The 24,921-nt window shown below is 40.9% G+C and carries 34 protein-coding genes; 30 read left to right on the forward strand and 4 right to left on the reverse strand.

Annotated features, from left to right (window positions below):
* Nucleotides 1-167: 167 nt before the first annotated feature.
* A complete protein-coding gene (locus CDG76_RS31900; protein WP_094352848.1) occupies nucleotides 168-800 on the reverse strand; it encodes a response regulator transcription factor in 633 nt (210 codons plus the stop codon).
* Nucleotides 797-1,654, reverse strand: coding sequence for a S1C family serine protease (locus CDG76_RS31905; RefSeq protein ID WP_094352849.1), 858 nt, complete (start codon nucleotides 1,652-1,654; stop codon nucleotides 797-799). Before CDG76_RS31905 ends, CDG76_RS31900 begins: the two co-directional genes overlap by 4 nt.
* A 98-nt stretch (nucleotides 1,655-1,752) precedes the next feature.
* Between CDG76_RS31905 and CDG76_RS31910 the strand changes: the two genes are divergently transcribed.
* Nucleotides 1,753-2,034: a hypothetical protein gene (locus tag CDG76_RS31910; RefSeq protein ID WP_094352850.1), complete on the forward strand. Its 282-nt coding sequence runs from the start codon at nucleotides 1,753-1,755 to the stop codon at nucleotides 2,032-2,034.
* A 42-nt stretch (nucleotides 2,035-2,076) separates the two neighbouring features.
* On the opposite strand, the gene CDG76_RS31915 is transcribed toward CDG76_RS31910, so the two are convergent.
* Entirely contained in the window at nucleotides 2,077-2,979 is a 903-nt protein-coding gene (locus CDG76_RS31915) for a S1C family serine protease (protein ID WP_094352851.1), read from the reverse strand.
* On the reverse strand, nucleotides 2,942-3,160 hold the full coding sequence (locus tag CDG76_RS36710) for a hypothetical protein (protein ID WP_143854205.1): 219 nt from the start codon (nucleotides 3,158-3,160) through the stop codon (nucleotides 2,942-2,944). Before CDG76_RS36710 ends, CDG76_RS31915 begins: the two co-directional genes overlap by 38 nt.
* Nucleotides 3,161-3,292: 132 nt before the next feature.
* Here CDG76_RS36710 and CDG76_RS31920 point away from each other — a divergent pair, with 132 nt between their 5' ends.
* The 29 genes from CDG76_RS31920 (at nucleotide 3,293) to CDG76_RS32060 (ending at nucleotide 24,866) form a co-directional block, all read left to right on the forward strand.
* Complete coding sequence (locus tag CDG76_RS31920) at nucleotides 3,293-4,141, forward strand: uroporphyrinogen-III synthase (RefSeq protein WP_094352852.1); 849 nt, start codon at nucleotides 3,293-3,295, stop codon at nucleotides 4,139-4,141.
* Nucleotides 4,142-4,250: 109 nt separating this feature from the next.
* Entirely contained in the window at nucleotides 4,251-4,562 is a 312-nt protein-coding gene (locus tag CDG76_RS31925) for a ferredoxin (protein ID WP_094352853.1), read from the forward strand.
* Nucleotides 4,563-4,587: 25 nt separating this feature from the next.
* Nucleotides 4,588-4,791, forward strand: coding sequence for a hypothetical protein (locus CDG76_RS36715; RefSeq protein ID WP_143854206.1), 204 nt, complete (start codon nucleotides 4,588-4,590; stop codon nucleotides 4,789-4,791).
* Between the two features lie 529 nt (nucleotides 4,792-5,320).
* On the forward strand, nucleotides 5,321-5,596 hold the full coding sequence (locus CDG76_RS39785) for an endonuclease domain-containing protein (protein WP_223265479.1): 276 nt from the start codon (nucleotides 5,321-5,323) through the stop codon (nucleotides 5,594-5,596).
* 60 nt (nucleotides 5,597-5,656) lie between these two features.
* Entirely contained in the window at nucleotides 5,657-6,346 is a 690-nt protein-coding gene (locus tag CDG76_RS31940) for an SDR family NAD(P)-dependent oxidoreductase (RefSeq protein ID WP_094352855.1), read from the forward strand.
* A 34-nt stretch (nucleotides 6,347-6,380) separates the two neighbouring features.
* On the forward strand, nucleotides 6,381-7,157 hold the full coding sequence (locus tag CDG76_RS31945; RefSeq protein WP_094352856.1) for a class I SAM-dependent methyltransferase: 777 nt from the start codon (nucleotides 6,381-6,383) through the stop codon (nucleotides 7,155-7,157).
* A 78-nt stretch (nucleotides 7,158-7,235) separates the two neighbouring features.
* The gene (locus tag CDG76_RS31950; protein WP_094352858.1) at nucleotides 7,236-7,934 is read left to right on the forward strand and encodes a glutathione binding-like protein; all 699 of its coding nucleotides are present in this window, start codon (nucleotides 7,236-7,238) and stop codon (nucleotides 7,932-7,934) included.
* A gap of 352 nt (nucleotides 7,935-8,286) precedes the next feature.
* Entirely contained in the window at nucleotides 8,287-8,580 is a 294-nt protein-coding gene (locus tag CDG76_RS31955) for a PLP-dependent transferase (RefSeq protein WP_317616147.1), read from the forward strand.
* Nucleotides 8,577-9,179 (forward strand): alpha/beta fold hydrolase, encoded by a 603-nt coding sequence (locus CDG76_RS31960; RefSeq protein WP_262984381.1) that lies wholly within the window; start codon nucleotides 8,577-8,579, stop codon nucleotides 9,177-9,179. The genes CDG76_RS31955 and CDG76_RS31960 overlap by 4 nt, the downstream gene beginning before the upstream one ends.
* A gap of 124 nt (nucleotides 9,180-9,303) precedes the next feature.
* A complete protein-coding gene (locus CDG76_RS31965; RefSeq protein WP_094352859.1) occupies nucleotides 9,304-9,495 on the forward strand; it encodes a hypothetical protein in 192 nt (63 codons plus the stop codon).
* An 88-nt stretch (nucleotides 9,496-9,583) separates the two neighbouring features.
* Entirely contained in the window at nucleotides 9,584-10,222 is a 639-nt protein-coding gene (locus tag CDG76_RS31970; RefSeq protein WP_094352860.1) for a YybH family protein, read from the forward strand.
* A gap of 8 nt (nucleotides 10,223-10,230) precedes the next feature.
* Nucleotides 10,231-11,535: a glycosyltransferase gene (locus CDG76_RS31975; protein ID WP_094352861.1), complete on the forward strand. Its 1,305-nt coding sequence runs from the start codon at nucleotides 10,231-10,233 to the stop codon at nucleotides 11,533-11,535.
* A gap of 13 nt (nucleotides 11,536-11,548) precedes the next feature.
* Entirely contained in the window at nucleotides 11,549-11,965 is a 417-nt protein-coding gene (locus tag CDG76_RS31980) for a XisH family protein (protein WP_094352863.1), read from the forward strand.
* Nucleotides 11,953-12,288 carry a XisI protein gene (locus tag CDG76_RS31985; protein ID WP_094352864.1) on the forward strand — a complete coding sequence of 112 codons (336 nt, stop codon included), beginning with the start codon at nucleotides 11,953-11,955 and terminating at the stop codon, nucleotides 12,286-12,288. Before CDG76_RS31980 ends, CDG76_RS31985 begins: the two co-directional genes overlap by 13 nt.
* A 149-nt stretch (nucleotides 12,289-12,437) precedes the next feature.
* Nucleotides 12,438-13,910: a Fic family protein gene (locus tag CDG76_RS31990; protein WP_094352866.1), complete on the forward strand. Its 1,473-nt coding sequence runs from the start codon at nucleotides 12,438-12,440 to the stop codon at nucleotides 13,908-13,910.
* A 97-nt stretch (nucleotides 13,911-14,007) separates the two neighbouring features.
* Complete coding sequence (locus CDG76_RS31995; protein WP_094352868.1) at nucleotides 14,008-15,714, forward strand: N-acyl-D-amino-acid deacylase family protein; 1,707 nt, start codon at nucleotides 14,008-14,010, stop codon at nucleotides 15,712-15,714.
* Between the two features lie 223 nt (nucleotides 15,715-15,937).
* Nucleotides 15,938-16,849, forward strand: coding sequence for a restriction endonuclease (locus CDG76_RS32000; RefSeq protein WP_094352869.1), 912 nt, complete (start codon nucleotides 15,938-15,940; stop codon nucleotides 16,847-16,849).
* 121 nt (nucleotides 16,850-16,970) lie between these two features.
* Nucleotides 16,971-17,264, forward strand: a complete 294-nt coding sequence (locus CDG76_RS32005; RefSeq protein WP_094352870.1) for a type II toxin-antitoxin system HigB family toxin — start codon at nucleotides 16,971-16,973, stop codon at nucleotides 17,262-17,264.
* A 14-nt stretch (nucleotides 17,265-17,278) separates the two neighbouring features.
* The gene (locus CDG76_RS32010; RefSeq protein ID WP_094352871.1) at nucleotides 17,279-17,656 is read left to right on the forward strand and encodes a helix-turn-helix domain-containing protein; all 378 of its coding nucleotides are present in this window, start codon (nucleotides 17,279-17,281) and stop codon (nucleotides 17,654-17,656) included.
* Between the two features lie 479 nt (nucleotides 17,657-18,135).
* Nucleotides 18,136-18,381 carry a type II toxin-antitoxin system HicB family antitoxin gene (locus tag CDG76_RS32015; protein ID WP_094352872.1) on the forward strand — a complete coding sequence of 82 codons (246 nt, stop codon included), beginning with the start codon at nucleotides 18,136-18,138 and terminating at the stop codon, nucleotides 18,379-18,381.
* The gene (locus tag CDG76_RS32020; RefSeq protein ID WP_094352873.1) at nucleotides 18,378-18,590 is read left to right on the forward strand and encodes a type II toxin-antitoxin system HicA family toxin; all 213 of its coding nucleotides are present in this window, start codon (nucleotides 18,378-18,380) and stop codon (nucleotides 18,588-18,590) included. The genes CDG76_RS32015 and CDG76_RS32020 overlap by 4 nt, the downstream gene beginning before the upstream one ends.
* A 94-nt stretch (nucleotides 18,591-18,684) precedes the next feature.
* Nucleotides 18,685-18,912 carry a ChpI protein gene (locus CDG76_RS32025; protein WP_094352874.1) on the forward strand — a complete coding sequence of 76 codons (228 nt, stop codon included), beginning with the start codon at nucleotides 18,685-18,687 and terminating at the stop codon, nucleotides 18,910-18,912.
* Between the two features lie 41 nt (nucleotides 18,913-18,953).
* Nucleotides 18,954-19,367, forward strand: coding sequence for an Mpo1-like protein (locus CDG76_RS32030; RefSeq protein WP_094352876.1), 414 nt, complete (start codon nucleotides 18,954-18,956; stop codon nucleotides 19,365-19,367).
* Nucleotides 19,351-20,355 carry an aromatic ring-hydroxylating oxygenase subunit alpha gene (locus tag CDG76_RS32035; protein ID WP_094352877.1) on the forward strand — a complete coding sequence of 335 codons (1,005 nt, stop codon included), beginning with the start codon at nucleotides 19,351-19,353 and terminating at the stop codon, nucleotides 20,353-20,355. Before CDG76_RS32030 ends, CDG76_RS32035 begins: the two co-directional genes overlap by 17 nt.
* Before the next feature lie 260 nt (nucleotides 20,356-20,615).
* Nucleotides 20,616-21,356, forward strand: coding sequence for a hypothetical protein (locus CDG76_RS32040; RefSeq protein ID WP_094352878.1), 741 nt, complete (start codon nucleotides 20,616-20,618; stop codon nucleotides 21,354-21,356).
* A gap of 5 nt (nucleotides 21,357-21,361) precedes the next feature.
* Nucleotides 21,362-22,423, forward strand: a complete 1,062-nt coding sequence (locus CDG76_RS32045) for an aromatic ring-hydroxylating dioxygenase subunit alpha (protein ID WP_094352879.1) — start codon at nucleotides 21,362-21,364, stop codon at nucleotides 22,421-22,423.
* Nucleotides 22,407-23,312 carry a ferritin-like domain-containing protein gene (locus tag CDG76_RS32050; RefSeq protein WP_094352880.1) on the forward strand — a complete coding sequence of 302 codons (906 nt, stop codon included), beginning with the start codon at nucleotides 22,407-22,409 and terminating at the stop codon, nucleotides 23,310-23,312. Before CDG76_RS32045 ends, CDG76_RS32050 begins: the two co-directional genes overlap by 17 nt.
* Nucleotides 23,313-23,351: 39 nt before the next feature.
* A complete protein-coding gene (locus CDG76_RS32055; RefSeq protein ID WP_094352881.1) occupies nucleotides 23,352-24,557 on the forward strand; it encodes a P-aminobenzoate N-oxygenase AurF in 1,206 nt (401 codons plus the stop codon).
* An 18-nt stretch (nucleotides 24,558-24,575) separates the two neighbouring features.
* Nucleotides 24,576-24,866 carry a 2Fe-2S iron-sulfur cluster-binding protein gene (locus CDG76_RS32060; RefSeq protein ID WP_190241045.1) on the forward strand — a complete coding sequence of 97 codons (291 nt, stop codon included), beginning with the start codon at nucleotides 24,576-24,578 and terminating at the stop codon, nucleotides 24,864-24,866.
* Nucleotides 24,867-24,921 lie beyond the last annotated feature (55 nt).

The raw sequence follows: 24,921 nt of genomic DNA on the forward strand, positions 1-24,921 counted from the left end.
TCTGCCGCCAGCAAGGGAGGCGGAGACTCTTAACGAGACATTCGCCCTCATCCCCCAACCCCTTCTCCCAATTTTGGGAGAAGGGGAGCCAATTTCAAAGTCCCTCTCCCAAGCTTGGGAGAGGGATTTAGGGTGAGGGCTTTTAATTCATACAAGAAGTCTAAAGATTAAAGCATAATCAAACCCAGTCGCACACCTACAGCAACAGCCTCAGTGCGGCTGGAGACAGTGAGCTTTTGAAAAATGGATGAGAGATGAAATTTGACGGTATGCTCAGAAATATGTAAACGTTTTGCGATCGCTTTATTTCCCAACCCTGACCCAAGCATTCCTAAAACCTCTATCTCCCGTGGTGTCAACGTTTGTACAGGATTCGTTACTACTTTTTCGCGGATAGAGAGTAATTCTACAGCATCCGGGTGCAGCACCAGTAAACCAAAAGCGATCGCTTCCACAGCCGCGACAATTTCTGACTCTGTGCTAGTACTGGGCAATATCCCCCGGATACCAGAACGTAACGCCGTCTCTAAGTCGATGCTGTCGAGTTCTTCAACAATGACGATTATTCCTAATGGGTATTGCTGTTCTTGAATAACCAGCAATTTTTCCCACACCGCTTGTTGAAAATTACCACTCAAATCTACCAGCACCACATCCGGCTGTAATTGCCCAACTTCACTCGCCAATACATCCAAATCGGATGCACTCCCCACAACCGTCAACCGAGGATTGGTAGTCACCACAGTTGATAACCCTGCCCGCACCACAGGGGAAGTAGCAACCACCATCACCCGAATCATGTCGCCTCCACAGCAGTTTGATCGGACTGCACGGCAACATAAATCACGAATTGCTTCCCACCGCGTATGAGTTGTAGCGGCACAGATCCTTTACTTTCATGGAGATATTTGGTTAAGTCATTCATGCTAGTGAATAATCGCCCCGAAACTCCAATTAAAACATCGCCGATTTGTACTCCAGCAGTTTCCGCCGCACTGTCAGGTAAAATTGACAACACCAATAAACCCAAGCTACGCCTGCTTAAAAGCACAGGTTGCAGTGTAACTCCCAGCTGCGGACGACTATTTCCCTGTAAAAAACGCTCAACGGTGTTGCTGGGAACTGCCACAGCCAAACCATTAACAATCATCGTATTAATTCCCACGACAAAGCCTTGACAATCGGCAAGTGGCCCTCCAGAATTACCAGGATACAGCCGCAAATCGGCCATAACTGCTCGTGGATTATTTGCATGGATAATTCCAGTTGTCACAGCGCCACTGTCAGCAAAGGGATTACCCACCGCCAAGACTAATTCACCCACTCGTAGCGCTTCAGAATTGCCGATAGTTGCAGCAGTTAAATCAGTGGCGACAATTTTCAGGGCTGCTAAATCCTGCTGTGGATCGAATTGGGTACGCACTGCATCAAATACCCTTCCATCTGCCAATTCCACACTTGCGCGGTTGCTGGTTGCCACATGGGCATTAGTGATAATTAGTCCGTCAGGTTGCCAAATTACGCCAGAACCGACTCCCAGAGAGCCGCTTTTTACTTTGACAGTGCGTAGGCGTAGCCCGTCGCAGACATCGCGTAATTTAGCAGCTACCTCTGTCAATTCAGCAGCGATGTTAGTTAATGTTGTGTTTGCCATGTTATACAGTTTTTGAGCGTGTCAAAGTAAAATCAGTAAAACGTTCCAGCAAAAAAGTTGAAGTTTCAAGTTCAAAGCTTGAGCGTTCGAGCAAAAAGGTGGAAGTTCCGAGTTCAGAGGCTCAACGTTTGAGTAAAAAGGTGGAAGTTCCGAGTTCAGAGGCTCAACGTTTGAGTAAAAAGGTGGAAGTTCCGAGTTCAGAGGCTCAACGTCCGAGTAAAAAGGTGGAAGTTCCGAGTTCAGAGGCTCAACGTCCGAGTAAAAAGGTGGAAGTTCCGAGTTCAGAGGCTCAACGTTCGAGTAAAAAGGTGGAAGTTCCGAGTTCAGAGGCTCAACGTCCGAGTAAAAAGGTGGAAGTTCCAAATTACGAATTACGTTAGCGTAGCGGTAGCGAGTCCGCGAGCGTCATTACGAATTACGAATTACAAAGGTCGTTCGCCAACTGCGATCGCTAACTCAATTAACACTCCACCCCGGACAAGTTGCAGGTTGATAGTTTTACCAATGCGATCGCTACTATTGAGTAGCGCCAGCACATCACCTGTATCACCTACAGTTACGCCATCGAACGTTACCAAAACATCGCCAAGCAGCACACCTGCATTGTCAGCAGGCCCCGCAGCCTCAACATTGACAACAATTACCCCAGTTGCCGAACTTAAATTGAGAGCAGTTTTTAGATTCTTTGGTAAACGTACAGGTTGCATTCCCACACCCAAGTAGCCCTTAGAAATGCGTCCTTTTGCTACTAATTGGTCAACCACGCGATCGACTGTAGCAGTGGGAATAGTTAGAGCAGTACCACGCCGCCCCGATGTATTCATACCTACCACAAAACCAGCCGCATCTACGAGCGGCCCACCTGCAAAGCCAGAGTATAAGGTGATGTCTGGGCGGATAAATTGGTCAATATTCCCGCCATTCATACTCCGCCAAGCACCGCTAACCACACTCACTGCACCCATCGCCGCCCTTAAGTCACCTTCGCTACCTCTTGCCAGTCCTAGTACCAGATGACCAACTTTGAGCGTTTTGGCATCGCCAACTTTTGCCACAGGTATTTCTGCATTTTCTAGTTTAAAAACAGCTATATCGGTGCTAGAGTCATGACCGACGAGTGTTACTGGTGCAGTACTACCATTTGATAAGGTAATGGTGATATCGTCATAGCGCTGGAGGCACTCATCAGAGGTAACAATGATGCCATTACGCCAGTGAATGCCACTTGGGGAAACACGTGTACCGCCATTTACCGCAACCACAGCACTTCCAGCTTGTTCTACGGTGTCAGCTAAACTGTTGGACAAAGCCAGTAATGAAGACATAAGATTTTTGTGCAAACGTTTTTAGATATTCAGATTGTGCCGTTTGATCAACACAGATGACATCGGAAAAATGGGGAGAATTCACCCTAGAAAAATGGCTAGGATTTACATCAGCTTTTTGGTGTTGCTGAATTCTTGTACTTATTGGTGTAGATAATTGGTCTTTCAAGACGCGATTCATCGCGTCTCTACATCTTGTATTGCGCTATATTATTCAGCTTACGACGGCTAGAGTGAGCGCTCAATTTAGCCGTCGTACAGAATTCATGCTGAATTCTGACTCCTGACTCCTGAATTCTGTTTCGAGAAACAAATGCACAGCAAATCAAGAGAAATCAACCTGCTGACTCCATCAAGAAATTTACCTCTCTATGGCAAGAGAATTTTAGTAACAGCACCGAGAAATTATGCTTATAGGTTATCCGAACAAATCATCAAAAAAGGTGGTTTACCTATTCTCATGCCTACTATCGAAACCTGCTATTTATCAAACTACACTCAGTTAGATGCCGCTTTAGCTCACATAGACGAATTTGATTGGATTCTCTTCACAAGTCGAAACGGAATCACAGCATTTTTTCACCGCATAAATGATTTGAATATTCCGATATCTGTAGTGAAAAAATGTCACTTATGTGCTTTAGGAAAAGATGCAGAAAGTTTATTATCTTTTTCTGGCAAGGTAGATTTAATGCCAACAGAATCTAGCCCAGCCGGAATTGTAGCTGAATTAGCGAAAATTCCGCAAATTCATGAGAAAAAAGTGCTGATACCTGCTCCAGAAGTTGTTGGTTTGCCTGAGCCTGATGTTGTACCCAATTTGATTACAGATTTGCAGAAATTGGGTATAGAAGTAACTCGCGTACCCACTTATATTACGCAAGGTTTAGACAAAAGTATCTATAGTATTGAATTAAACTTGATGCGTGAAGGAATTATTGATGTAATTGCCTTTAGTAGCACAGCGGAAGTAGAAAGCTTTTTGACAATGGTTAACTCGCAAAGCGATTATGAACATTGTGTTATTGCGTGTTTCGGCCCTTATACAACTGCTAATGCCCAAAAGTTGGGTATGACTGTTTCTATCGTGTCTGAGGATTATAGTTCATTTGAGGGATTTGCTGAAGCGATCGCAGCATTTTTTACTCTTACTTCCGATTAAAACTAAGCGTCTCAAGATGTAAAATAATCAACCAGATTTTACTCTAGACTAGCTGCACATAAACCCGTAGTATCGAAAATGGAGTTTATATTGAGTTAGGAATTTTTATATGGCAAGTTACAAAGTTACATTACGTATCCCAGAAGGTGATCACGCAGGTGAACACGTAATTGAAGTCCCTGATGATGAGTACATCCTAGAGGTCGCTAACGAGGAATATCATCTGGACTTGCCTTATTCCTGTAACGCTGGTTCTTGCTCTACCTGCACCGGCAAGCTGATTTCAGGTACAGTTAACCAAGACGATCAGAATTTCCTAGACAACGATCAAATTGACGAAGGATGGGTTCTCACCTGCGTTGCCTACGCTACTTCTGATTGCGTTATCGAAACCCATCAAGAAGAAGCGCTTAACGCTTAAGAACGGGTAAGGGTTAAGGGGATTAGTGTCATACTTAAGCCCCAACCCTTTTCAAATCTTGTTTCTCCGGCTGAAAATGCTGCTCATTGGGTTACTGCCTCCGTTGCTGGCGGTAGAAGCCGTCCATCGTATACGTTACCTTAAAAAAGGTATGGAAATTAAGTTGCGATCGCAAATGGGTGTAGATGTGCAGCAACTTTTTGATAATTTGCATTGTCTGAAAGATTAACCAAAACTTACAACCGCTCTAAGTCTGGATAAAAAAGGGGAAAGATAAGGGGACAGATGAGTTTGTTGTAGGTGCAGAATTATGGAATATCAGCCCTCACCCCAACCCTCTCCCAAAGCAGGGCTGTTTCATTCGATCTCTTAAAGATTTTGTCAAGAGTATCAGTCAGAAATTTGCTTGATTGGGAAAAAGAAAAGCTACCACCTCAACGAGTAAATTTAAGTGCAATCGCGATTTTATTGCCCAATCAGATTTTTTAGTCACCTGACTTTTTTGCTTGAAACGCTTGTAAATCAGAGTCTTTTAGGGGATGAAACAGCCCTGCTCTCCCAAAGGGAGAGAGAGTCAAGAAGAAGAGAAAGAAGAGAATATATATCAACAAGATAAATCTTGTTCCCCTCTCCCAGAGGGAGAGGGGCTAGGGGTGAGGGCGGAAATCGCTAAATTAGCTGGTAGCAACCGATAAATTCCCAAACTATTATTAGAACGCGCCCGCAAGTTAAGAAAAAAACAAACACCAGCAGAATAAATATTATGGGAATGTTTAAGAAATAGACGTTTTTTAAATACAAAATTTTGCAGACAACATAATATTGGTAGATATATCACTGATTTTTATTGTCACGAAAAATTACTAATTATTGAATTAGATGGTAGTATTCATGCAAATCAACAGGCTCAAGATTTTATCAGAGAAAACTGGTTAAAATCTAATCAATTTACTGTGATTCGCTTTAGTAATGAGCAAATATTTAATAATATCGAGTTAGTTTTACATAGCATTGCTCAAGCCCTCATCCCCTAACCCCTTCTACCTTGGGGAGAAGGGGAACTAAAATTTTGCAGGATAAGGAGAATTGAATTTATGGCAACAACAGCTTTAATTGTCGGTGCAGGTAATGGACTGAGCGCTTCTTTAGCTCGCCTATTTGCCAAAGAAGGATTCACCATAGCTTTAGCGGCTCGCCAAATTGAAAAACTAACTCAATTGAGTAGTGAAATTGGCGCAGTTAGTTTCGCCGCTGATGCCTCAAAACCAGATGAAGTAGAACAGTTATTTATTGATATTGAGAATAAAGTCGGTTCTTTGAATATTGTCATTTACAATCCCAGTTTCCGGGTGCGGGGGCCTCTTGTCGATCTAGACCCTGGTGAAGTGGCAAAAACCCTAGATGTCACTGCTTATGGTGGCTTTCTTGTGGCTCAAGCTGCTACCAAAAGGTTTTTACAACTTGGTGGCGGTGCTATATTTTTTACTGGAGCCTCAGCCAGTGTTAAGGGTTATCCTCTGTCCGCTCCCTTTGCAATGGGTAAATTTGCACTACGCGGTTTGGCTCAGAGTATTGCTAGAGAATTAGCACCAAAGAATATCCATGTGGCGCATTTCGTGATTGATGGTGCAATCCGATCCGCAGACCGCCAAGATCCAGTAGATAATCCTGATAGTACTCTTGACCCGGATGCGATCGCTCAAACTTATCTCAGCATTCTCCGCCAACCCCGCAGTGCTTGGACATGGGAAGTAGAACTACGTCCGTGGGTAGAGAGCTTCTAGCCTAGACAATTGTTACAAAAATAGTTTTGTAGGTATGAAAATTGATTTCGGTGCAACTGCTACTGATTATGCAAAACACCGCGCTGGGTTTCCTAGTTCATTATTTAACAAACTCTCTGAATATGGTATAGGTTTACCAGGGCAGAATATTGTTGATCTCGGCACAGGAACAGGAACACTAGCGCGGGGCTTTACCGATAGAGGTGCTTATGTAATTGGCATAGATCCATCAGCCTCACTTTTAGAACAAGCGAGACTGTTAAGCGAAGCTGTCCAACTGAAAGTAGATTATCGAGTCGCAACTGCCGAGGATACCGAGTTACCAGACGCCAGTGCGGATGTGGTGACAGCTGGACAGTGTTGGCATTGGCTTGACCGTCCACGTGCTGTCCAGGAAATTACTCGTATATTGAGAGTAAATGGCTTGCTCGCGATCGCACATTTTGATTGGATACCCTTAAAAGGTAATGTAGTTCAAGCAACGGAACAACTGATCAAAGCTCACAATCCTGTGTGGAATTTGGACGGCGGTAATGGATTGTATCCCCTGTGGTTACAAGATATTGGCGAAGGAGGATTCCGAGAAATCCGCACATTTTCTTATGATGTATTTGTCTCTTATACACACGAAGATTGGCGGGGACGAATTCGGGCGAGTGCTGGTGTGGGAGCCAGTTTGACACCAGAAAAAGTAGAAGTATTTGACCAGGAATTGGCAACATTGCTCGAAACACAATATCCTACACCAATTCTTCAGGTTCACCATAGAGTTTGGGCTGCGATCGCAAAAGCACCACAATCTAATTCGTAATTCGTAATTCGTAATTAAGAGATGTCTGTAACACACTATTAACCTACAAAAAAATCGCGCAATTTTAGGAAAAGAACCATGATTGAACTTTACTATTGGGCAACTCCAAACGGTCATAAAATCACAATTTTCTTGGAAGAAGTCGGCTTACCATACACCATAATTCCTGTGAATATTGCGGCTGGAGATCAATTTAAGCCGGAATTTCTGAAGATATCTCCTAACAATCGTATGCCTGCGATCATTGACCGCGAGCCAGCAGATGGAGGTGCGCCAATTTCGGTATTTGAGTCTGGGGCAATCTTGCTATATTTGGCAGAAAAAACCGAGAAATTAATCCCCCAAGATTTACGTAATCGTACTCAAGTTTTAGAATGGTTGTTCTGGCAAATGGCAGGATTAGGGCCAATGGCGGGACAAAATCATCACTTTAGTACTTATGCTCCCGAAAAGATTGAATATGCGATTAACCGCTATGTGAATGAGACGGGACGCTTATATGCAGTGCTAAATAAGCAACTAGCAGATAAAGAATTTGTGGCTGGCGATTATTCCATTGCCGATATTGCTGCTTATCCCTGGATTGTGCCGCATGAACTCCAAAGTCAAAACCTAGAGGATTTTCCTCATGTTAAACGCTGGTTTGAGACAATAAAAGCGCGTCCAGCAACAATTCGCGCCTACGAAAAAGCAGAAGCATTCAAAACTGAAGCGCTCGATCCAAATAAGTTACGAGAATTGTTATTTAACCAGTCGGCGAAGACTATTCAGCCTTGAGCCATTTGAATTATCTTGTCACTGTGGCGATCGCTAAATTAGGAACGTGGATTAAATAAGATGCAAAACTTCATCCTGTCTCTAGCTTCCCTCTCCAATATATCGGAGAGGGATTGAGGGTGAGGTAAGCCAGGGATATGAATTGTATGTTATTTAATTCTTATTCCTTAGTTCTGCTTAAAAATAAAAAACTGAGTGAGTAAGTTATACCAAACTTGTTGTGCTAAAGATGAGGAATCCTGGGCGCAACCAGTTAAAATACGGTAAGCCTTGCCAATTACCGTTGATTTATCCAAAACAAGGCTCAATTATTATTACTTGTTTGTATAATTGGAAACTCAAATAACTGCTTATGTCAGAACAATATCGTTTTGAAACCCTGCAAGTTCATGCTGGACAAGAGCCGGCTCCTGGAACGAATGCTCGTGCTGTACCGATTTACCAAACGACTTCCTACGTTTTTGACGACACCGACCACGGAGCGCGGTTATTTGCTCTCCAGGAATTTGGCAACATTTACACCCGCATCATGAACCCGACGACGGATGTATTTGAAAAGCGGATTGCTGCCTTAGAAGGAGGTGTAGCAGCATTAGCAACCGCTAGTGGGCAAGCAGCGCAATTCTTGGCAATCAGCACCAAGTGAAAGGAATTGTACCCATTGCTGTTTCTGGCAGACATTCAGCTTGGTGTATTGGATTGAGTGAAGCCCAAAGACAGGCAATTTATGCCGATCCAAACTGGCAAGGAGGGAACTACACCCTCAATGCGCCGCCAAACCAAGGACTAGCAGTAGCGCGAATGATGGCGATGTCTACTTACCGTTCTTGGGATAGTTTTACAAGCCGCTTTGGACGCGAGTATGATGCATCTGAGCAGTTTACTATAGCCAGTTACTTACAGCATCAGGGTCAAAAGCTGACAGAACGGTTTGATGCCAATACTTACATTACCCTCACCCACGCAATGGATCGTCACAATGTTGCACGCGATCGCACCAGTCCTGATTTGTCAGATTATGAATATATTCTGCAAAGCATCCAGCAACCGACTTTAGTTGTCGCAATTGATTCTGACATCCTCTATCCTCCAGTAGAACAACAAGAATTGGCAAATTTAATCCCTAATGCTCAACTGGCGTGGCTGAATTCAACCCACGGACACGATGCATTTTTAATTGACATGGCTGTATTGAATAAATTGCTGATCTCTTTTCGGCAAAGTTTAGATTTCTCAGCCTCCTAACTCGATAATCTCATTTTGTAGTTTTGTAGGGTGTGTATCGTGTCCGCGTAACGCACCGTCAGTTATTTTCGGTGAGTTAGGAATAAATTCCATAACGCACCCTACCAAATTAAAGCTTGTGTATATGGAAAAAATTTATAGAGTGGCGACAGTCGCGGGAGTTGAGATTTTGCGACAGCGCCAACTAAAACATAGTGTACCAGATTTGCGGTGGGATCTGCGGAAACCTTCTGCCTGGTTGTTGAGCGTAGTCGAAACACTGCTTCCTGCCTGGTTGTTGAGCGTAGTCGAAACATCTTTGCAAAAATTCTTTTAATCAGCGCCAGTCAACAGAAGTGGCAGAATGTGGGTATTAAGATTAAAACAATTATCGGTAAGCGTCACCCAATCTACAGGTTTTTTAGATGATGAAACACAGATGGACAAGCATATACAAATGCACTCAGCTACTTTGGAGTTTTTTGTTAGTGTTGGTAATTTGGAATCTACCCCAATACGCTCTAGCAGATGTCAACTCACAGGAGATAAATGCAATTATTCGCACGCGGGATATTGCCCTGCAAGCCCTAAACACCCGTGATTTTGCCAAAATACAGCCTTATTTGCACCCAAATTTCACAATCACAACAGTTGATAATCAGATTTTTCACAAAGTTCCTGAGTTTGAAAAGTACTGGAATCAGCAGTTTTCCAGTTCCATTAAAGATATCAAAATGCAACTCAAGGGAGATACTCTCAGAACATTTCTTACTCCAGAAATAGATGTTGCCTCTGGAGAAGCGATCGCATCTTTCTCTTTCAAAGATGGTAAAGCAGCTGATATGGCGTTGCGATGGACAGCAGTGCTGCAAAAACTCCAAGATAAATGGACGATTCAATCGCTACATTTATCCTCCAATCTGTTGGATAACCCGGTGTTGAATGCTGCTCAACAATTGGGGCGGATTCTAGCAGTTGCAGGAGGTGTGGGCGGTTTTCTTCTGGGAGCAGTGACGATGCTATTATTACGTCGCAGGACTAAGCCACGAACCGAAAGGATATAGCAAATAAAGTGGGAAAAAGTACCTATCAGCCCAGTAAAAATATTAGCTTTCATCGCCGTCTCAAAGCAACCATAGTAGTTTTATTAGTTTGGGGTAGCGTGAGTTTGCTGCACTGGCTACCAGAAACACAATGGTTGATGCTGGGATTAACGGCAGTTCTGACTGTGCAAACATTACGGATGCTGTTAGCCAAACCAGAGGCGGGGGTGATGGAGAGTGAGATTTATTTACCGCCAGTCTCGATTTTAGTTCCGGCTAAAAATGAAAGTCCAGTGTTGGCTAATCTAGTTTACAGCCTATGCCAATTGAATTATCCCAGCGATTCCCTAGATATTTGGGTCGTTGATGACGGCAGTATCGATGAAACCCCCCAGGTTTTGAAAGAATTACAAACTAAATTTCCAGCTTTACAAGTTCATCGACGGGAATCAAAAGGTGGTAAATCAGGTGCGTTGAATGCAGTGTTTCCCTTTACCCAAGGGGAAATTATTCTAGTCTGCGATGCGGATGCTCAGTTACCTGCCAATTTTCTCCGGCAAACAGTACCTCTGTTTCAGAAGCAAGCGATCGGTGCAGTGCAAGTGCGAAAAGCGATTTCTAATGCTAATACCAATTTCTTAACCCGTTGCCAGCAGATGGAAATGAACTGTGATAGCTTTTTGCAAACCCATCGCATTGCTATTGGTGGAATGTCTGAACTGCGGGGTAATGGGATGTTAGTTCGTCGGCAATTGTTAGAAAAGTGTCAAGGTTGGAATGAGAACACTGTCACCGATGATTTGGATCTTTGCTTCAAGCTTTATTTAGCAGGTGCAGAAATTGAGTTTGTTACAGTTCCATCAATTCAAGAAGAAGGTGTAACTACTTGGGAAAAACTTTGGAATCAACGCTGTCGTTGGGCTGAAGGTGGCTATCAGCGTTACCTAGATTATTTTCCGCAAATTCTTACTTTAGGTTGGGCGAAAGAAATTGATTTACTATTGTTTTTTCTATTGCAATTTATTCTGCCAATTGGGTTAATTCCCGATTTATTTTGGACTATATTTTATAGCCATCATCCAGTTTTGTTTCCCCTCCAAACACTACTCAGCATCATTCTGACAATTGCCTTTATAGCTGGACTTTACCAATTTCAAAGTTTACGAGGATGGTCTTTGTTTTGGGCAACAATTCAAGGGTCATTATACATGGTGCATTGGATTCCTGTGATGATTGTAACAACTTTAAAAATGTGTGTGCAAAGGGAGCGATCGCGCTGGATTAAAACTGAGCATCGCGGTCAAAATTCTTATAGTGATTCTGGCAAAAAATAAAATAACATTTAATATGCCTGCAAAAGATATCTATCACGATGCTGTTAAAAATTCCTTAATTCAAGAAGGTTGGATAATTACAGATGACCCCCTACATTTAAAATGGGGTCAAAAAGATATGTATGTAGATTTAGGAGCAAAACAACTTTTAGCCGCAGAACAAGGAACTAAAAAAATAGCAGTAGAAATTAAAAGTTTTGTCAGTCCTTCAGAAATGGCAGACCTCAAAAATGCCATCGGTGGATTTATTTTGTATCGTGCTGTTATCAGTCGCGTAGAACCTGATAGAATATTATACCTCGCAGTACGCGACAGCGTATTCACAGCTTTATTTCAAGAACCAATTGGTACACTTTTAATAGAAAGTGAAAATCTAAATTTACTTGTTTTTAATCCTGAAACTGAGAGGATTATCCAATGGATACCTTAGATAACTATCGACGCATCATCAAAGAGGTATTAGTACCTTATACACAAATTCCTTATTCCTACGCAGCTATTGAGTGTAAAACAGTCTTTGATAGCGAAAATGACAGCTATTTGCTGATAACTTTTGGTTGGGACGGTGTTAAAAGAATTCATGGTTGCTTAGTTCATATTGACATTATTGATGGCAAAATCTGGGTACAACGGGATGACACAGAAGATGGTGTTACCTACGAATTAGAAGCTGCCGGAATTCCTAAAGATAAAATTGTCTTAGGATTTCACCCGCAGAATGTCAGGCAATATACGGGATATGGTATTGCATAAGTTTAACGGAGAAAATCGGAATAATTAGCGATGCCTACGGCGGTAAACTACGCGCTGGATAAAAACTGAACATCATGGTGGAAATGCTGACACTGATTGTGAAAATAAATAAAGTAAAATTTAACAGGATTATCAAATAGTAATGACTTATGGCATGGCAACCGATAGAAGATATATCATCAAGTTGGCAAAGTTTAGCTAGTTCGGAATTACCGCCTTTAGTCACTGTTTGGAATGAGCAAGCAGAGCGGCTTCGCGCATCTGGTGAGTTTAAAGTCTTCATGGAAAGACTACGCCGCGAAATAGCCATTGAAACTGGAATTATTGAGCGATTATACAACATAGATCGAGGAATAACTCGCCTTTTAATTGAACAAGGAATTAACGAAGCTCTGATTCCTCATGGAGCTACGGATCGTCCTGTAAAACAAGTAGTTTCTTTAATCAGGGATCAGGAAACTGCGATTGAAGGACTGTTTGATTTTGTGGGTGGGCAAAGAAATTTATCAACCTCCTATATAAAGCAGTTACATCAGGTTCTAACCCAGAACCAACAATATACAGAGGCTTTAGTTCCATCGACAGGGGAAATTGTTCGTGTTTCTCTCATAATGGGTGACTGGAAGCGTCTACCTAACAATCCGATGAGACCAGATGGCATTATTGACGAATACTGCCCTCCAGAACAAGTGGCATCTGAAATGGATAGGTTGATTGAATTGCATCATCAACATCGAAATCAGCAAATTCCTCCTGAAGTTGAATCAGCTTGGTTGCATCATCGATTTACACAGATTCATCCATTTCAAGATGGAAATGGCCGAGTTGCTCGATGTATTGCCAGCTTAGTTTTTATTCAAGCTGGTTGGTTTCCCCTAGTTCTTACTCGTGATGATCGTGCAGATTACATTGCAGCTTTAGAGCAGGCAGACCAAGGCAATTTGTCAAAATTGATTGCTCTGTTTGCCAAGAGCCAAAAGCTTGCTTTCATCCGCAGTCTTGGCTTATCAGAACAAGTCTTATCAGAATCCCGACGGACTCAGGTTATTATTGCTTCCATTGCTGAAAAGCTGAAGCAAAACCAATCAGCATCTATTCAAGAGCGCAGTCGAAAAGTTGAATATTTTGCTTCAAAGTTATTTGAGATAGCCTCTAATCGCTCACAAGATGTTGCCAATGAAATAAAATTATCCGTACAAAATTTATTTGATGATGCTGATGCTTTTATAATTAGTGCGCCTGTTGGTGATAGTCGTTCATATTACCACCGCTACCAAATTGTAGAGACGGCTAAACAGTTAAGATACTTTGCTAATCTTCGTAATCATAACTATCATAGTTGGATACAATTAGTTATTAATATAGGAATATCAACAACAATTTTGCTTTCTTTTCATGTTCTTGGACATGAGTATCGTGGCTTGCTTGTCTGTTCCGCATGTGCATACCACAGAGACAATGCAGAAGATGGTGAGCGCAATATTAGTGACATTCAAGCCCTAACAGATTCTCCGTTCCAGTTCTCTTATGCTGATGAAGAGGGTAATCTAACAGAGCGTTTTAAGCAGTGGTTAGAAGATGTAATTGTAACCGGTTTGGAATATTGGAACAAGAGTCTCTGAAAGCAATTTCTACGAGGGGCTACGCCATTTCCAATAAATTCCCAGCCTATAATGACCCTAAACAGATCCAATAACAACCAAAAGGCAACAAAGAACCATGTTGGATTTGCTGATTCAAAACGGGTTAATTTTCGATGGCTTAGGCTCTCCACCTCTTCGCAGAGATATCGGCATTCAAAACGGGCGCATTATCACCCTTGCACCCTCCTTAACTACCCCAGCGCGTGAAGTGGTTGATGCTTCTGGCTTATGGGTAACACCTGGATTCATCGACATTCATACCCACTACGATTTAGAGTTAGAAATTGCACCAGGATTGAGCGAATCAGTGCGTCATGGTGTTACCAGCGTGGTTATTGGTAACTGTAGCTTGTCTGTTGCGATCGCAGAACCCCAAATCCTGGCTGATATTTTTCAGAGAGTAGAGACACTTTCCCATCGGCTGATTGCAAAATGGCTACAAAAGTCGGTTTCCTGGCAGACACCAGCAGAATATTTACAGCATTTGCAACAGTTACCCCTTGGCCCCAATGTTGCCCCAATGTTTGGACACAGTGCTTTACGCGCTTATGTGATGGGATTAGAACGCAGCTTAACCGTTCAGCCGACAAAATTTGAACTAAAACTTATGCAGCGCATAGCCACAGATGCAATAGATGCTGGCTTTATTGGCATTTCTATTGATATGTTTCCTTGGCATCGGATGAGTGGAGAATGGCAAGGCTGCACAATTCCTTCTCAACACGCGAAATTTAATGAATATGCAATGTTGGCGGATTTATGTCGGCGTAGCCAACGGGTTTTTCAAGTCACACCCAATTTACAACGACTCGCTTCCTTTGTAGATATTCTGCGTATGGGTTCAGGGATTGGACAAAAACCACTGCGGCTAACTGTCCTCTCAGCCTTAGATGCCGTACACGATCGCAACCTATGGCGAATATTTTCCCCCCTACTTTTTATTTGGAATCGGCTTCTAAATGGTAATGTGCGCTTTCAAACCCTAACTGAACCCTTCACTATTTACTCTGATGGATCTGTGACTCCCTTATTTGAAGAATTTTCCACAGGCGCACAACTCAATGGTTGTCAGTCACGAGAAGAAAGGCAACAACTATGGGCATCAGAAATTTTTCGTCGTCAGTTTCGCCAAGAATGGCTCAGTAAACGGCGTAAATCATTCCATCGTCAGTTAGATTTGATGGAAGTTATTCACTGTCCCGAAGCAAGTTGGCAAGGGTTAAGTTTTGCAGAGATTGCTCGTCAAAAGCAACAAGAACCACTAGATTTATTTATCCACGGATTACAAAAATATGATACAGATTTACGCTGGGTGGCCACAGGAGCAAACGATCGCCTAAAACCCCGTTTAGCGATGATGCAACATCCTCATATTTTGCCTGGTTTTACCGATGCTGGCGCTCACGTGCGTAATCTGGGCTACTATGATGGAGCTTTGTCTTTGCTCAAACAAGCAGTTGCAACGAAGTTCCTTTCACCTGAAGCTGCAATTTGCCGAGTTACCGGAGAACCTGCTGGTTGGTTTGGTCTTGATACGGGAGTTCTCAAAGTTGGTGCGAAAGCCGATATAGTTTTACTCGATCCTAATGCTTTAAATCAGCCAATTAGCCCGCAGGTGCAGATATCAGATCCAGTTTTAGATGGTGAACCTCGGATGGTTAAGCGCGGTTCGGATGAGATTGTGCAAGGGGTTTATATTAATGGGGTTCAGGTTGTTTGTCGGGGGAAAGTGAGCGATCGCTTGGGGCGTGAAAAGTTGGGAAGTGTTTTGTTTCCTTGTTGAAGTATGTCACGCACAGACCAGAGGCGCAAAGATAAGTTTAAGAGTTTAGCATTATGCTAAAAATTTTAGTTCTGGTTCGATAATTAGGTTATAGTTCAATTGAGCAAGAAAAAAGCCTAATCAAAACTTACCCGACAAAAACTTTTTCGAGGTATATCGGTAAAAACAAAGCATAGGCAGACAGATAAATAACTTTCATGTTTACTTTTAGATTCGATACAAAATGTCAGATTTAACAAGTATTGAAAAACTTAAGTTAGAAAAGCTGCTCGAAATGGGTGGTGGTTATGTACTAGATTTTTCAAACAGAACCTTTCAGGAATTTATCTTAGAAAGCTTGAACATCGATATATATGATGAAAAATATAATTATCAAAGTGGCTCAAAGGCAAATCGATTAAGAAAACTTTGGAAAGAAGAACCTAACCCTATAGTAGGACAGTTACTAGAAAAATTATTAGAATATTGGAGTACGAAGAACTTAATAGATCATCAAATTGTTAGTTATGAAAATAAAAACTTGTTTGACGAATGTCAAAAAGTTGCTGAAAGATTAAAAGAAGGTATTGCAAGACAATGTGATGAAGATTATTTAAAGAAAGAGGAATTTTATTTGCTTCTCTCTAAGCTATTGTCAGAATTCGATAAGTTTGCAGGTTTAACAAATACGGAAGATAAAAAGAAACGAGGATTCTTGCTTGAAGATTTACTAGAACGTATTTTTTCTCTTTATGAGATCCCAACTCAAAAGAGCTTTAAGAGGAATGAAGGTGGTGAACAAATAGACGGTGCATTTAAGCTTGAAAGCTGGTACTACTTAGTTGAATGCAAATGGACTCAAAGTTTAACAGATATACGGCAACTTGATAGCCTTTATGGTAAAATTAGTCGATCAGGTAAGCAGACATTAGGCTTGTTTCTGTCAATTAATGGTTGGTCAAAAAATGTATGTCCATTACTAAAGCAGAACTACGATAAATCAATTATTTTAATGGATGGTTATGATTTACGATGTGTTCTTGTCGAACATAATAACTTGGATTTGAAAGATTTACTTTTGAAAAAGTTGGAGTGCTTAAATTTTGAAGGAGAACCGTTTTATAGTGCAGCACAATTATTGGAAAATAACCAATAGTTCTAAATTTGGTAAAAAGTGCGATCGCTGATTAGGAATGTTAAGCTTAATTCGGGATAAAAGTTAGCATCTCTTCAAGTGACTCTTGATCCCATTTTGGGATCAAATTATCATAAATGCTATGCGTATTTTATCCCGCAGCGCCCTGCGAAATTTCTGGGAATCTCATCCAGATGCTGAAGAAGCACTAAAAACTTGGTACTATGAAGCGTCTCACGCCGATTGGCAAAGTCCAGTTGATGTTAAAGCCGCTCATGGTAATGCCAGTATTATTGCTAAGAACCGTGTCGTATTCAACATCAAAGGCAATACTTATCGGCTCGTTGTTGCAATTCGTTATGATATCGGTATTGTTTTTATCCGGTTTATTGGCACTCATATCGAGTATGACAAGGTAGATGCAGAAACTATCTAAATAGAGGTTGATGTATGGAATTACGTCCAATTAGAACCCAAGCTGACTATCAGGAAGCTCTTCGAGAAATTGAGTTGCTGTTTGATGCCGTCCCTAATACACCTGAATGCGATCGATTAGATGTCCTGAGTACCTTAGTAGAAGCTTACGAAAAGGCACATTTTCCTATTGAAAAACCCGATCCTATCGAAGCAATTCAATACTACATGGATACCCGTGGCTGGTCTCATCGTGATTTGGAGTCATGTCTTGGCAGTCGAGCTAGGGTATCTGAGATACTATCTCGTAAACGCTCCTTGACCTTAGAGATGATTCGGAAGTTAAATCAAGAGCTAGGTATTCCGGCTGAGATTCTGATCCAGCCGTATGATTCGGTGCAAACCTCTGCTTAATAATGGCCAGAAAAAAGCGAAAAAATATGAACAATGAGTAATGACTTGTAAAATTTAAACTGTGAAAAATTCCTTTATTCTTATGAATGTAAAACTTCAGACAGACGAAGACAAGCTACAGGAAGGCACTAGTATAAAAATAAATGAAGAAATAGAAAACGAAAAAATTCTATGTTCTCATTGTCAGCGCACTGCTACGAACGGTATTAAATGTAAAGGTATTTGTGTGGCTGACAATGACTATTAAGGTATAAATTATATCGTTCTTTGTTCTTGTAGGCTATGTTAACGAAATATAAAGCACTATTTTTATGAAAGCAATGCCTACGGTGGATAAAGTGCGTAGGCGTAGCCCGTCGTAGACATCGCTGAGTTTCAAACAGGGTATAGCAACGAAATCTGATGCACTACACAACCCGACGATTTTGGCAATGCTATGATGCTGTTAACCTGAAATCAGTAAATAAACAAATCTAGTTATGCTCTACAAAATTCCACTACTACTTACACCTCAGCCAGAGGGTGGGTTTACGGTAACTTCTCCGCTTTTGCCAGAACTGATAACTGAGGGTAACTCTGTGGATGAAGTTTTAGTGAATGCTAGAGATGCATTTGAAGCGGTTCTTGAAGTGTATGAAGATTTAGGTAAAGAGCTTCCTCACAACCTACAATCTGTAGATCAAAACTCACCAGCCTTGATAGAAACAATTATCTCTACCAAATGAATTATAGAGAAGTTGCCAAGAAATTATCTAGGCTTGGATGTGAAGAAATTCCCAGACGTGGTGGAGGCTCGCATAGGAAGTGGTTTAATCCAATTACGCAGAAAGCAACTGTACTTCCTGACTGGAGTGGCCGCGATCTAAAACTAGGAACATTACGAGCAGCTATAAAACAACTAGGAATTGAGTGGTCTGACTTTGAAGATACATAACCAATCATTGTACCTGCTGTGAGTAGGGGATTGTATAATTGCCCTCATTACAAAAAATCGATAGCATGAGGTATAACATTAGTTATACCAATCTATGAAAACCGCGATTTCCATTCCTGATCCTCTCTTTGAAGCTGCTGAAGAATTTGCAAAACTTATGGGGTTATCCCGTAGTCAGCTTTATGCTGTAGCACTTAAAGAATACTTGCGATCGCATAAACCGGATAAAATTACTAAACAGTTAGATGCCGTATATGCCGATGAAGATAGCAGTCTCGATCCATTGTTTGTAAAGCTACAAGCTCATACTATCTCTGAGTAAAATTTGTGATGTAGCGAGGTGAAATTTGCTAAGGTTTTGATATGAATTATAATCCTCAACAAAGTTTGAGAAATCGGATTAATAATCAAATTCTAGATCATCCTTTTACAGACTATTGGGATATTTTTATTCTTAAACATCAGCATCCAATTAATATTATTTTACACATTCTGGGAATATTCTTTTTTTACAGTTTACTTTTTTATACTTGGAAATTGCAAAACTTTTGGTTACTCTTGGGCTTACCGTTAACTCAATTGTTGGGATTAACCGGACATTTTTTATTTGAACGTAGCCATATTGATTTGCAAGATGCTGTATTTTCCTGGCGGGCTTCTTCTTGTTTAGGTAAAATGTTATTTAGAATTTTGACGGGTAAATATCGAGATGACATTCGTCTACGACAAGAAATATTAAATAATTATCTATCAAACAATTATGCAAGTATTCAATAATTGGAATGTAATTGCTAAAGGTTGGTATATTGCCTGTAGTATTTATGAAATCCCTAAAAAAACAGCAAAATCTGTAGACGTATGCGGTCAAAAAATTGCCATTTTTAGAGGTGAAGATGGGCAAGTACGCGCTTTAGATGCTTACTGCCCTCATTTGGGGACAGATTTAGGAATTGGCAAGGTTGATGGTAATTGGATTCGTTGTGCATTTCATCATTGGGCATTTGATGAAACAGGGTTTTGTCAAAATATTCCCTGTCAATCAGAAATTCCTAATCAAGCCAAATTACAAGCTTATGCAACAGAAGAAAAGTATGGATTTATCTGGATTTATCCAGATGCTAAAGCACCAGAGGGAGTAGCTGATTTTGATGAATTGAAGGGAAAAGAAATTGTTGCAAAAGCTGATATTGCATTTGCAAGAAGTTGCCATCACCATATTTGTATGATGAATGGGATTGATGCTCAACATTTAAAAACAATTCATCATTTAGACATCAAAATGGATTTGTCGCTACATCGCAGCGAATTAGGAACACAAATTGACTTTACAATGCGGGGACAATTTCCCAAAACTACATTTCGAGAGAAGTTAGGTCAAAGATTTCTTGGTTCTACATATCAATATTCAATGCGTTATGCTCATGGTTGCATTGGCTTGTTAACAATGATGAAAGATGTTAGGCTTTTTCCGCCACTGTTTATGATATATGCTTATACTCCAATTGCGCCTGGAAGAACGATAATTCAACCGATTTATGTAACTGAAAAACGTCAAGGTATTCTAGGGTATCTGCTTAGTCAGTTTTTGCTATTCTGTACTCGCTTGGCTTACTATATGCTTAGAGATGAAGATGGCAAAATTTACGATAATATTCGCTTTAATCAGAATTTACTCCTTAGTATCGATCGGCCATTAGCTGAATATATGGAGTATGTGAATCAGCTAAAACCGTCTCGATGGTCAAAAAATAGGGGTGTAGAATAGTAGGTTGGATTAGCGATCGCGTAACTCAACAAAAGGTTTGGTAATGTTGCCTTTTGTTTCTCAATCTAAATACATCTTAATTATTTTGTAGAGTAGGCGATTTCCATCAACCCTTATTGAGAAGGTATAAGATGTGAATACGGAATTGTAGCGTAAATAACCATTCTGAAATCTGTCACATTACACCGTAAATTTACCATAATGGTCGATAAAGTTTTAATTAAATATAATACAAATCGAGTTTAGGTAATTTCCGCGCAATGAAGAGTTTACTGATTCCTGTTGAAAATTTGCAACAAAGCGATCGCACCGCCATGTATGCGCTGCTGCAAAATCACTTTCAAGGTATAACCTGGGATGGGTTTGAAATTGATCTAGAGCGTAAAAACTGGGTTTTGTTATTGAAAGATGAAACATCCAACACACTCAAAGGATTTTCAACTTTGATGTTATGCCAAAAGACTTTTTTGGGAGAAAAAATTAGTGTGGTATATTCCGGCGACACTATTGTTGATCCTAGTGCTTGGTCGAGTACAACACTACCACGAAGTTGGATTGCTGCCATCAATTTTCTGCGTCAACATTATGCAGAAAATAAACTTTACTGGTTGCTAATTTGCTCTGGTTTTCGTACTTATCGTTTTCTCCCTACCTTTTGGCAAAATTTCTACCCGCGTTATGATGTCACAACACCTGCTGATGTTAAAAATCTAATGGGGAATTTGGCACAGGAATATTATGGTAACTTATACCAAGAAGCAACTGGTATTGTCCGGTTTCCGCATCCCCAAATTTTACGGGAAGGGCTGATTGAAATTCCATCAGGACGACAAACTAATCCCCATATCCAATTTTTTGAGGAAAAAAATCCCGATTATCGGTTAGGGGATGAATTAGTTTGTTTAACTGAAATTAATTATGACAATCTCACCCGTTCTGGACAACGGATGTGGAAGTCAGAATCATCTTTAAAATTTGTGCAAGATTGTGTTCTTGTTTAACTTTTATGCCATCTACCCACTCACACTTAAACTTTAATAACCCAACACAATTTATAGAAGGATGGTACTGGACATTACCATCAAAAAAATTAAAGCTTGGCAAAGTAAAAGCTATAACTTTACTAGGTAGAAATCTGGCAATTTATCGCGGAGTTAGTGGTCAGGTAATAGCTATAGATGCTTATTGTCCACACATGGGCGCTCATTTAGCAGAAGGGAAGGTAGAAGGTGATGGAATTCGCTGCTTTTTTCATAATTGGAAGTATGACAGTCGCGGAATTTGTGTAGATGTTCCTTCTCTGGGAAAACCGCTACCTGTGTGTATTAAAACTTGGCACACGGCAGAAAAATACGGCATGATTTGGGTTTGGGTGGGAGAAGAAAAGCCAAGCTCGCTGCTTTTTGTACCAGAATTAGAACAGGCAGATTGTGATTATATATTGGGGACTAAATTTGTCAAAAACTGCCATCCCAATGTCTTACTAATTAATGCGATTGATGCTCACCACTTCAATACAGTACACAATTTGCCTTTAGAGATTGTGTTTGATTCTCAAGACCTCAATCCTAACGCTATTACCTTCAGCAACACTACACGGGGAGGGGATGATTCCTGGTTAATTCACCTGATTCGTCCTCTATATCGCAACGAAGTTACTTATAGTATGTGTTACTGGTATGGCAGTACTGGCACTGTGACGCTAGGCCCGGATTTTCTGCATTTCTACATTATATTTACACTGCGAATGATCGAAGGCGGTAAAACTGAAGGGCAAACAATTCTTGTGACTCCCAAGCGTCCGGGATTTTGGGGATGGGTTTTAAATCGTGGTTTGTTATGGTTAACTCAGCAGGTTGGTAATTACTTCGCCAAAGGGGATACACAGGTATTTCAAACAATTCAGTTTGATTTAAAAACTCCTACTAAAGCAGATCAATCTATTCTGGAATTTATTCAGCACGTTAATCAACAAAAAGCTTTAACCTGGGGAACTTGGGACACTGTTAATTATCCAAATATTCAAACCCTATCAACACCTAGCCCTGAACATGGATTCAAAATATAACATTGTCGGTTTTGACCTACCACACACAGATTCTGATGACCGTTTGCGACGGATATTAACAGCAGCATTACCCAATCAGAATAATTGTGCTGCTTACCCGCAATTAAATTATTGGGATGCGGAATTTTTCAATTTACATCAAGTCAAAATTTTTCAGCAATCTAATATTAATGAACAATCAGCTATTCTGGAACTTGCTAACCGCAGTTTATTAGAAGAATCATATTTCATAGAAAAAGCAGGTGTTGGCTACATGGCAAAAATGGTACTGTTAGCAGAAACAGTTGAAGAACGAATGCTTTATGGATTGTTTACGGCTGATGAAGCTACCCACCTTCACCAAATTAGCCATTTTTTACCAGAAATAGAAGTAAATAGCACGGGCGATCCGTTCGTGCGCTTACTATCAGAAGTGGTTGAAAGTGCAGATAAAACAGTTTTGTTATTTGTGCTGCAAGTCGTTTTAGAAGGATGGGGTTTAAGCCATTATCGGCGTTTAGCGAAGGAATGCCGCTATCCAGTTTTAGAAGAACTTTTTTCCAGTTTTTTACAATCTGAATCCCGTCATCACGCTACGGGAACCACCTTGTTTAATCAAATTACTGTTTCAGCATTGAGTCAAACAACAATTCTCGATGTGTTGGCACAGTTTTTATTTATGGTACGGGTGGGGCCGCAAAGCGTACTAACAGCAGTCGAACAAGTGAAAGGACATCTGACGCGATCGCAAAAAATCCAAATTTTAGAAGAACTAGATACAGAGACTCACAGCGGAACGCGATTACAAATATTGCGATCGCTCATGGGAGGAACATCAGCCCAGTCTATCCTGCAAAATTTAGAAGAACGCGGAGCCTTTGAACCACTCCCCGCCCATCAATGTGTGTAATAAATATCAATCTTATCTCTGCGTGAAATAAAAACGGATATGGAAAAAACAATTCATCGCAAATTACAAATTAACCACACCCGTAACAAACAGCAAGATCATACTGCTTTAATGGATGAAGCAGTTATCAATTTTCGCTATGAGGATTGCCAAAACGAGTATTGGAACCCAGAGGAATTTTCCCTGCTATACGGTACACCTTTATGGGAACAGTCCAGTCAGCATCAGCGTATAATTTTGAACCAACTTTACTGGGTAGCTTACTACTCACAAATTGTTTCTGCTGAAATTGCAACTATCTTTTTCAATCAAACCAGTGCAGCCGGACTTTACGCTCAAGAAGATTTTCGCTTAATCTGCGATACATTAGATTTGGAATCCGCCCAAGAGCGATCGCACATTAACGCCTTCCGCACAATTGCCAAACAGGTTGAACAAGCATTGTTTGGGGAACTTATCTTTACCTACCCCATGCGTGGCCCCTTTACAGAAACGATGGTTTATGCTGACACCAATGCCCTAAAAACTTGGTGGAAAAAAATTCAACTTCAATACTTTGGGCTGATTTCTGCGAATAATACATTTTTGGCTTGTCAGTATTTTACTGTTCGGGGAGTGCGGACACTAAACGGCAAGTTAGTACAGCACAAACTCAGCAATTATTATCAAAAACATCCCCATCCTGAAGCTGCTCCAATTCCTGCTAAAGTCTCTTATTATCACTTTATGGATGAAAGTTTTCACTTCAATAGTTCGACAATTATATCTCACGATGTTATCACTTGCCTTAAGCCACCGACTGCTTATGAGCGACTGGTAGCTAATTTAGGGTTGCTGGGATGTCAGCGCGATCATTTTCATTTTTCTGCGGCAATTAATGGGATTTTTTGGTACGATCCGGCGTTGTATGGCAAGATTTATCAGGTGTTGCGATCGCGCATTTTTGAGATGGGTGACAGCGATGCTAAAGAAATGATGCGCCGTTGTTTTACGGAGGAGTCGGAAGGATTGCAACGCAGTTTTTCAACTCATCAGGAGGCGATGAAATCTTATCAGATGTATGTTGAAAAACTCGATTATCTTTGGCAACGTAATCGGGATATGTCACTGATGGCTACTAATTCAATTTCTCGATATTTGGCAACTCAGCAAAGGGCTTTTAAAGGTTTTAAACTCCGAGAGGATTTATTTTTATCTCACGCAGAGACGCAGAGGCACAGAGAGGAATGGAAGAGTGTTGTTTAGGTAAAATTGTTGTGGATTATGCCTGACTACTGTAAGATATCTTTTCCGGGAAGTGATTTTGTTCCTATCACTCTGGAATGTCATCAAAGTTTGTCTGAACATCTCACGATTCAGAATTCACCTGTTTTGTTTGGTTGTCGCACTGGTATTTGTGGCACTTGTTTGGTTGAGGTTATTGGTGATATTCCTCCACCTCAACCTGATGAACAGGAAATGCTGGAGACATTAGCAGCTAATCATCCTCATGCGCGGTTAGCTTGTCAGCTTGATGTTACAGGTAATGTTGAAATTCGGAAGATGGAAGGATGAATTAGTTAAACTCAGTTTAGAGACTTAGTTTAATAAAATCATAGAAACTGTAAAA

Source organism: Nostoc sp. 'Peltigera membranacea cyanobiont' 210A, assembly GCF_002246015.1.
Taxonomy (GTDB): domain Bacteria; phylum Cyanobacteriota; class Cyanobacteriia; order Cyanobacteriales; family Nostocaceae; genus Nostoc.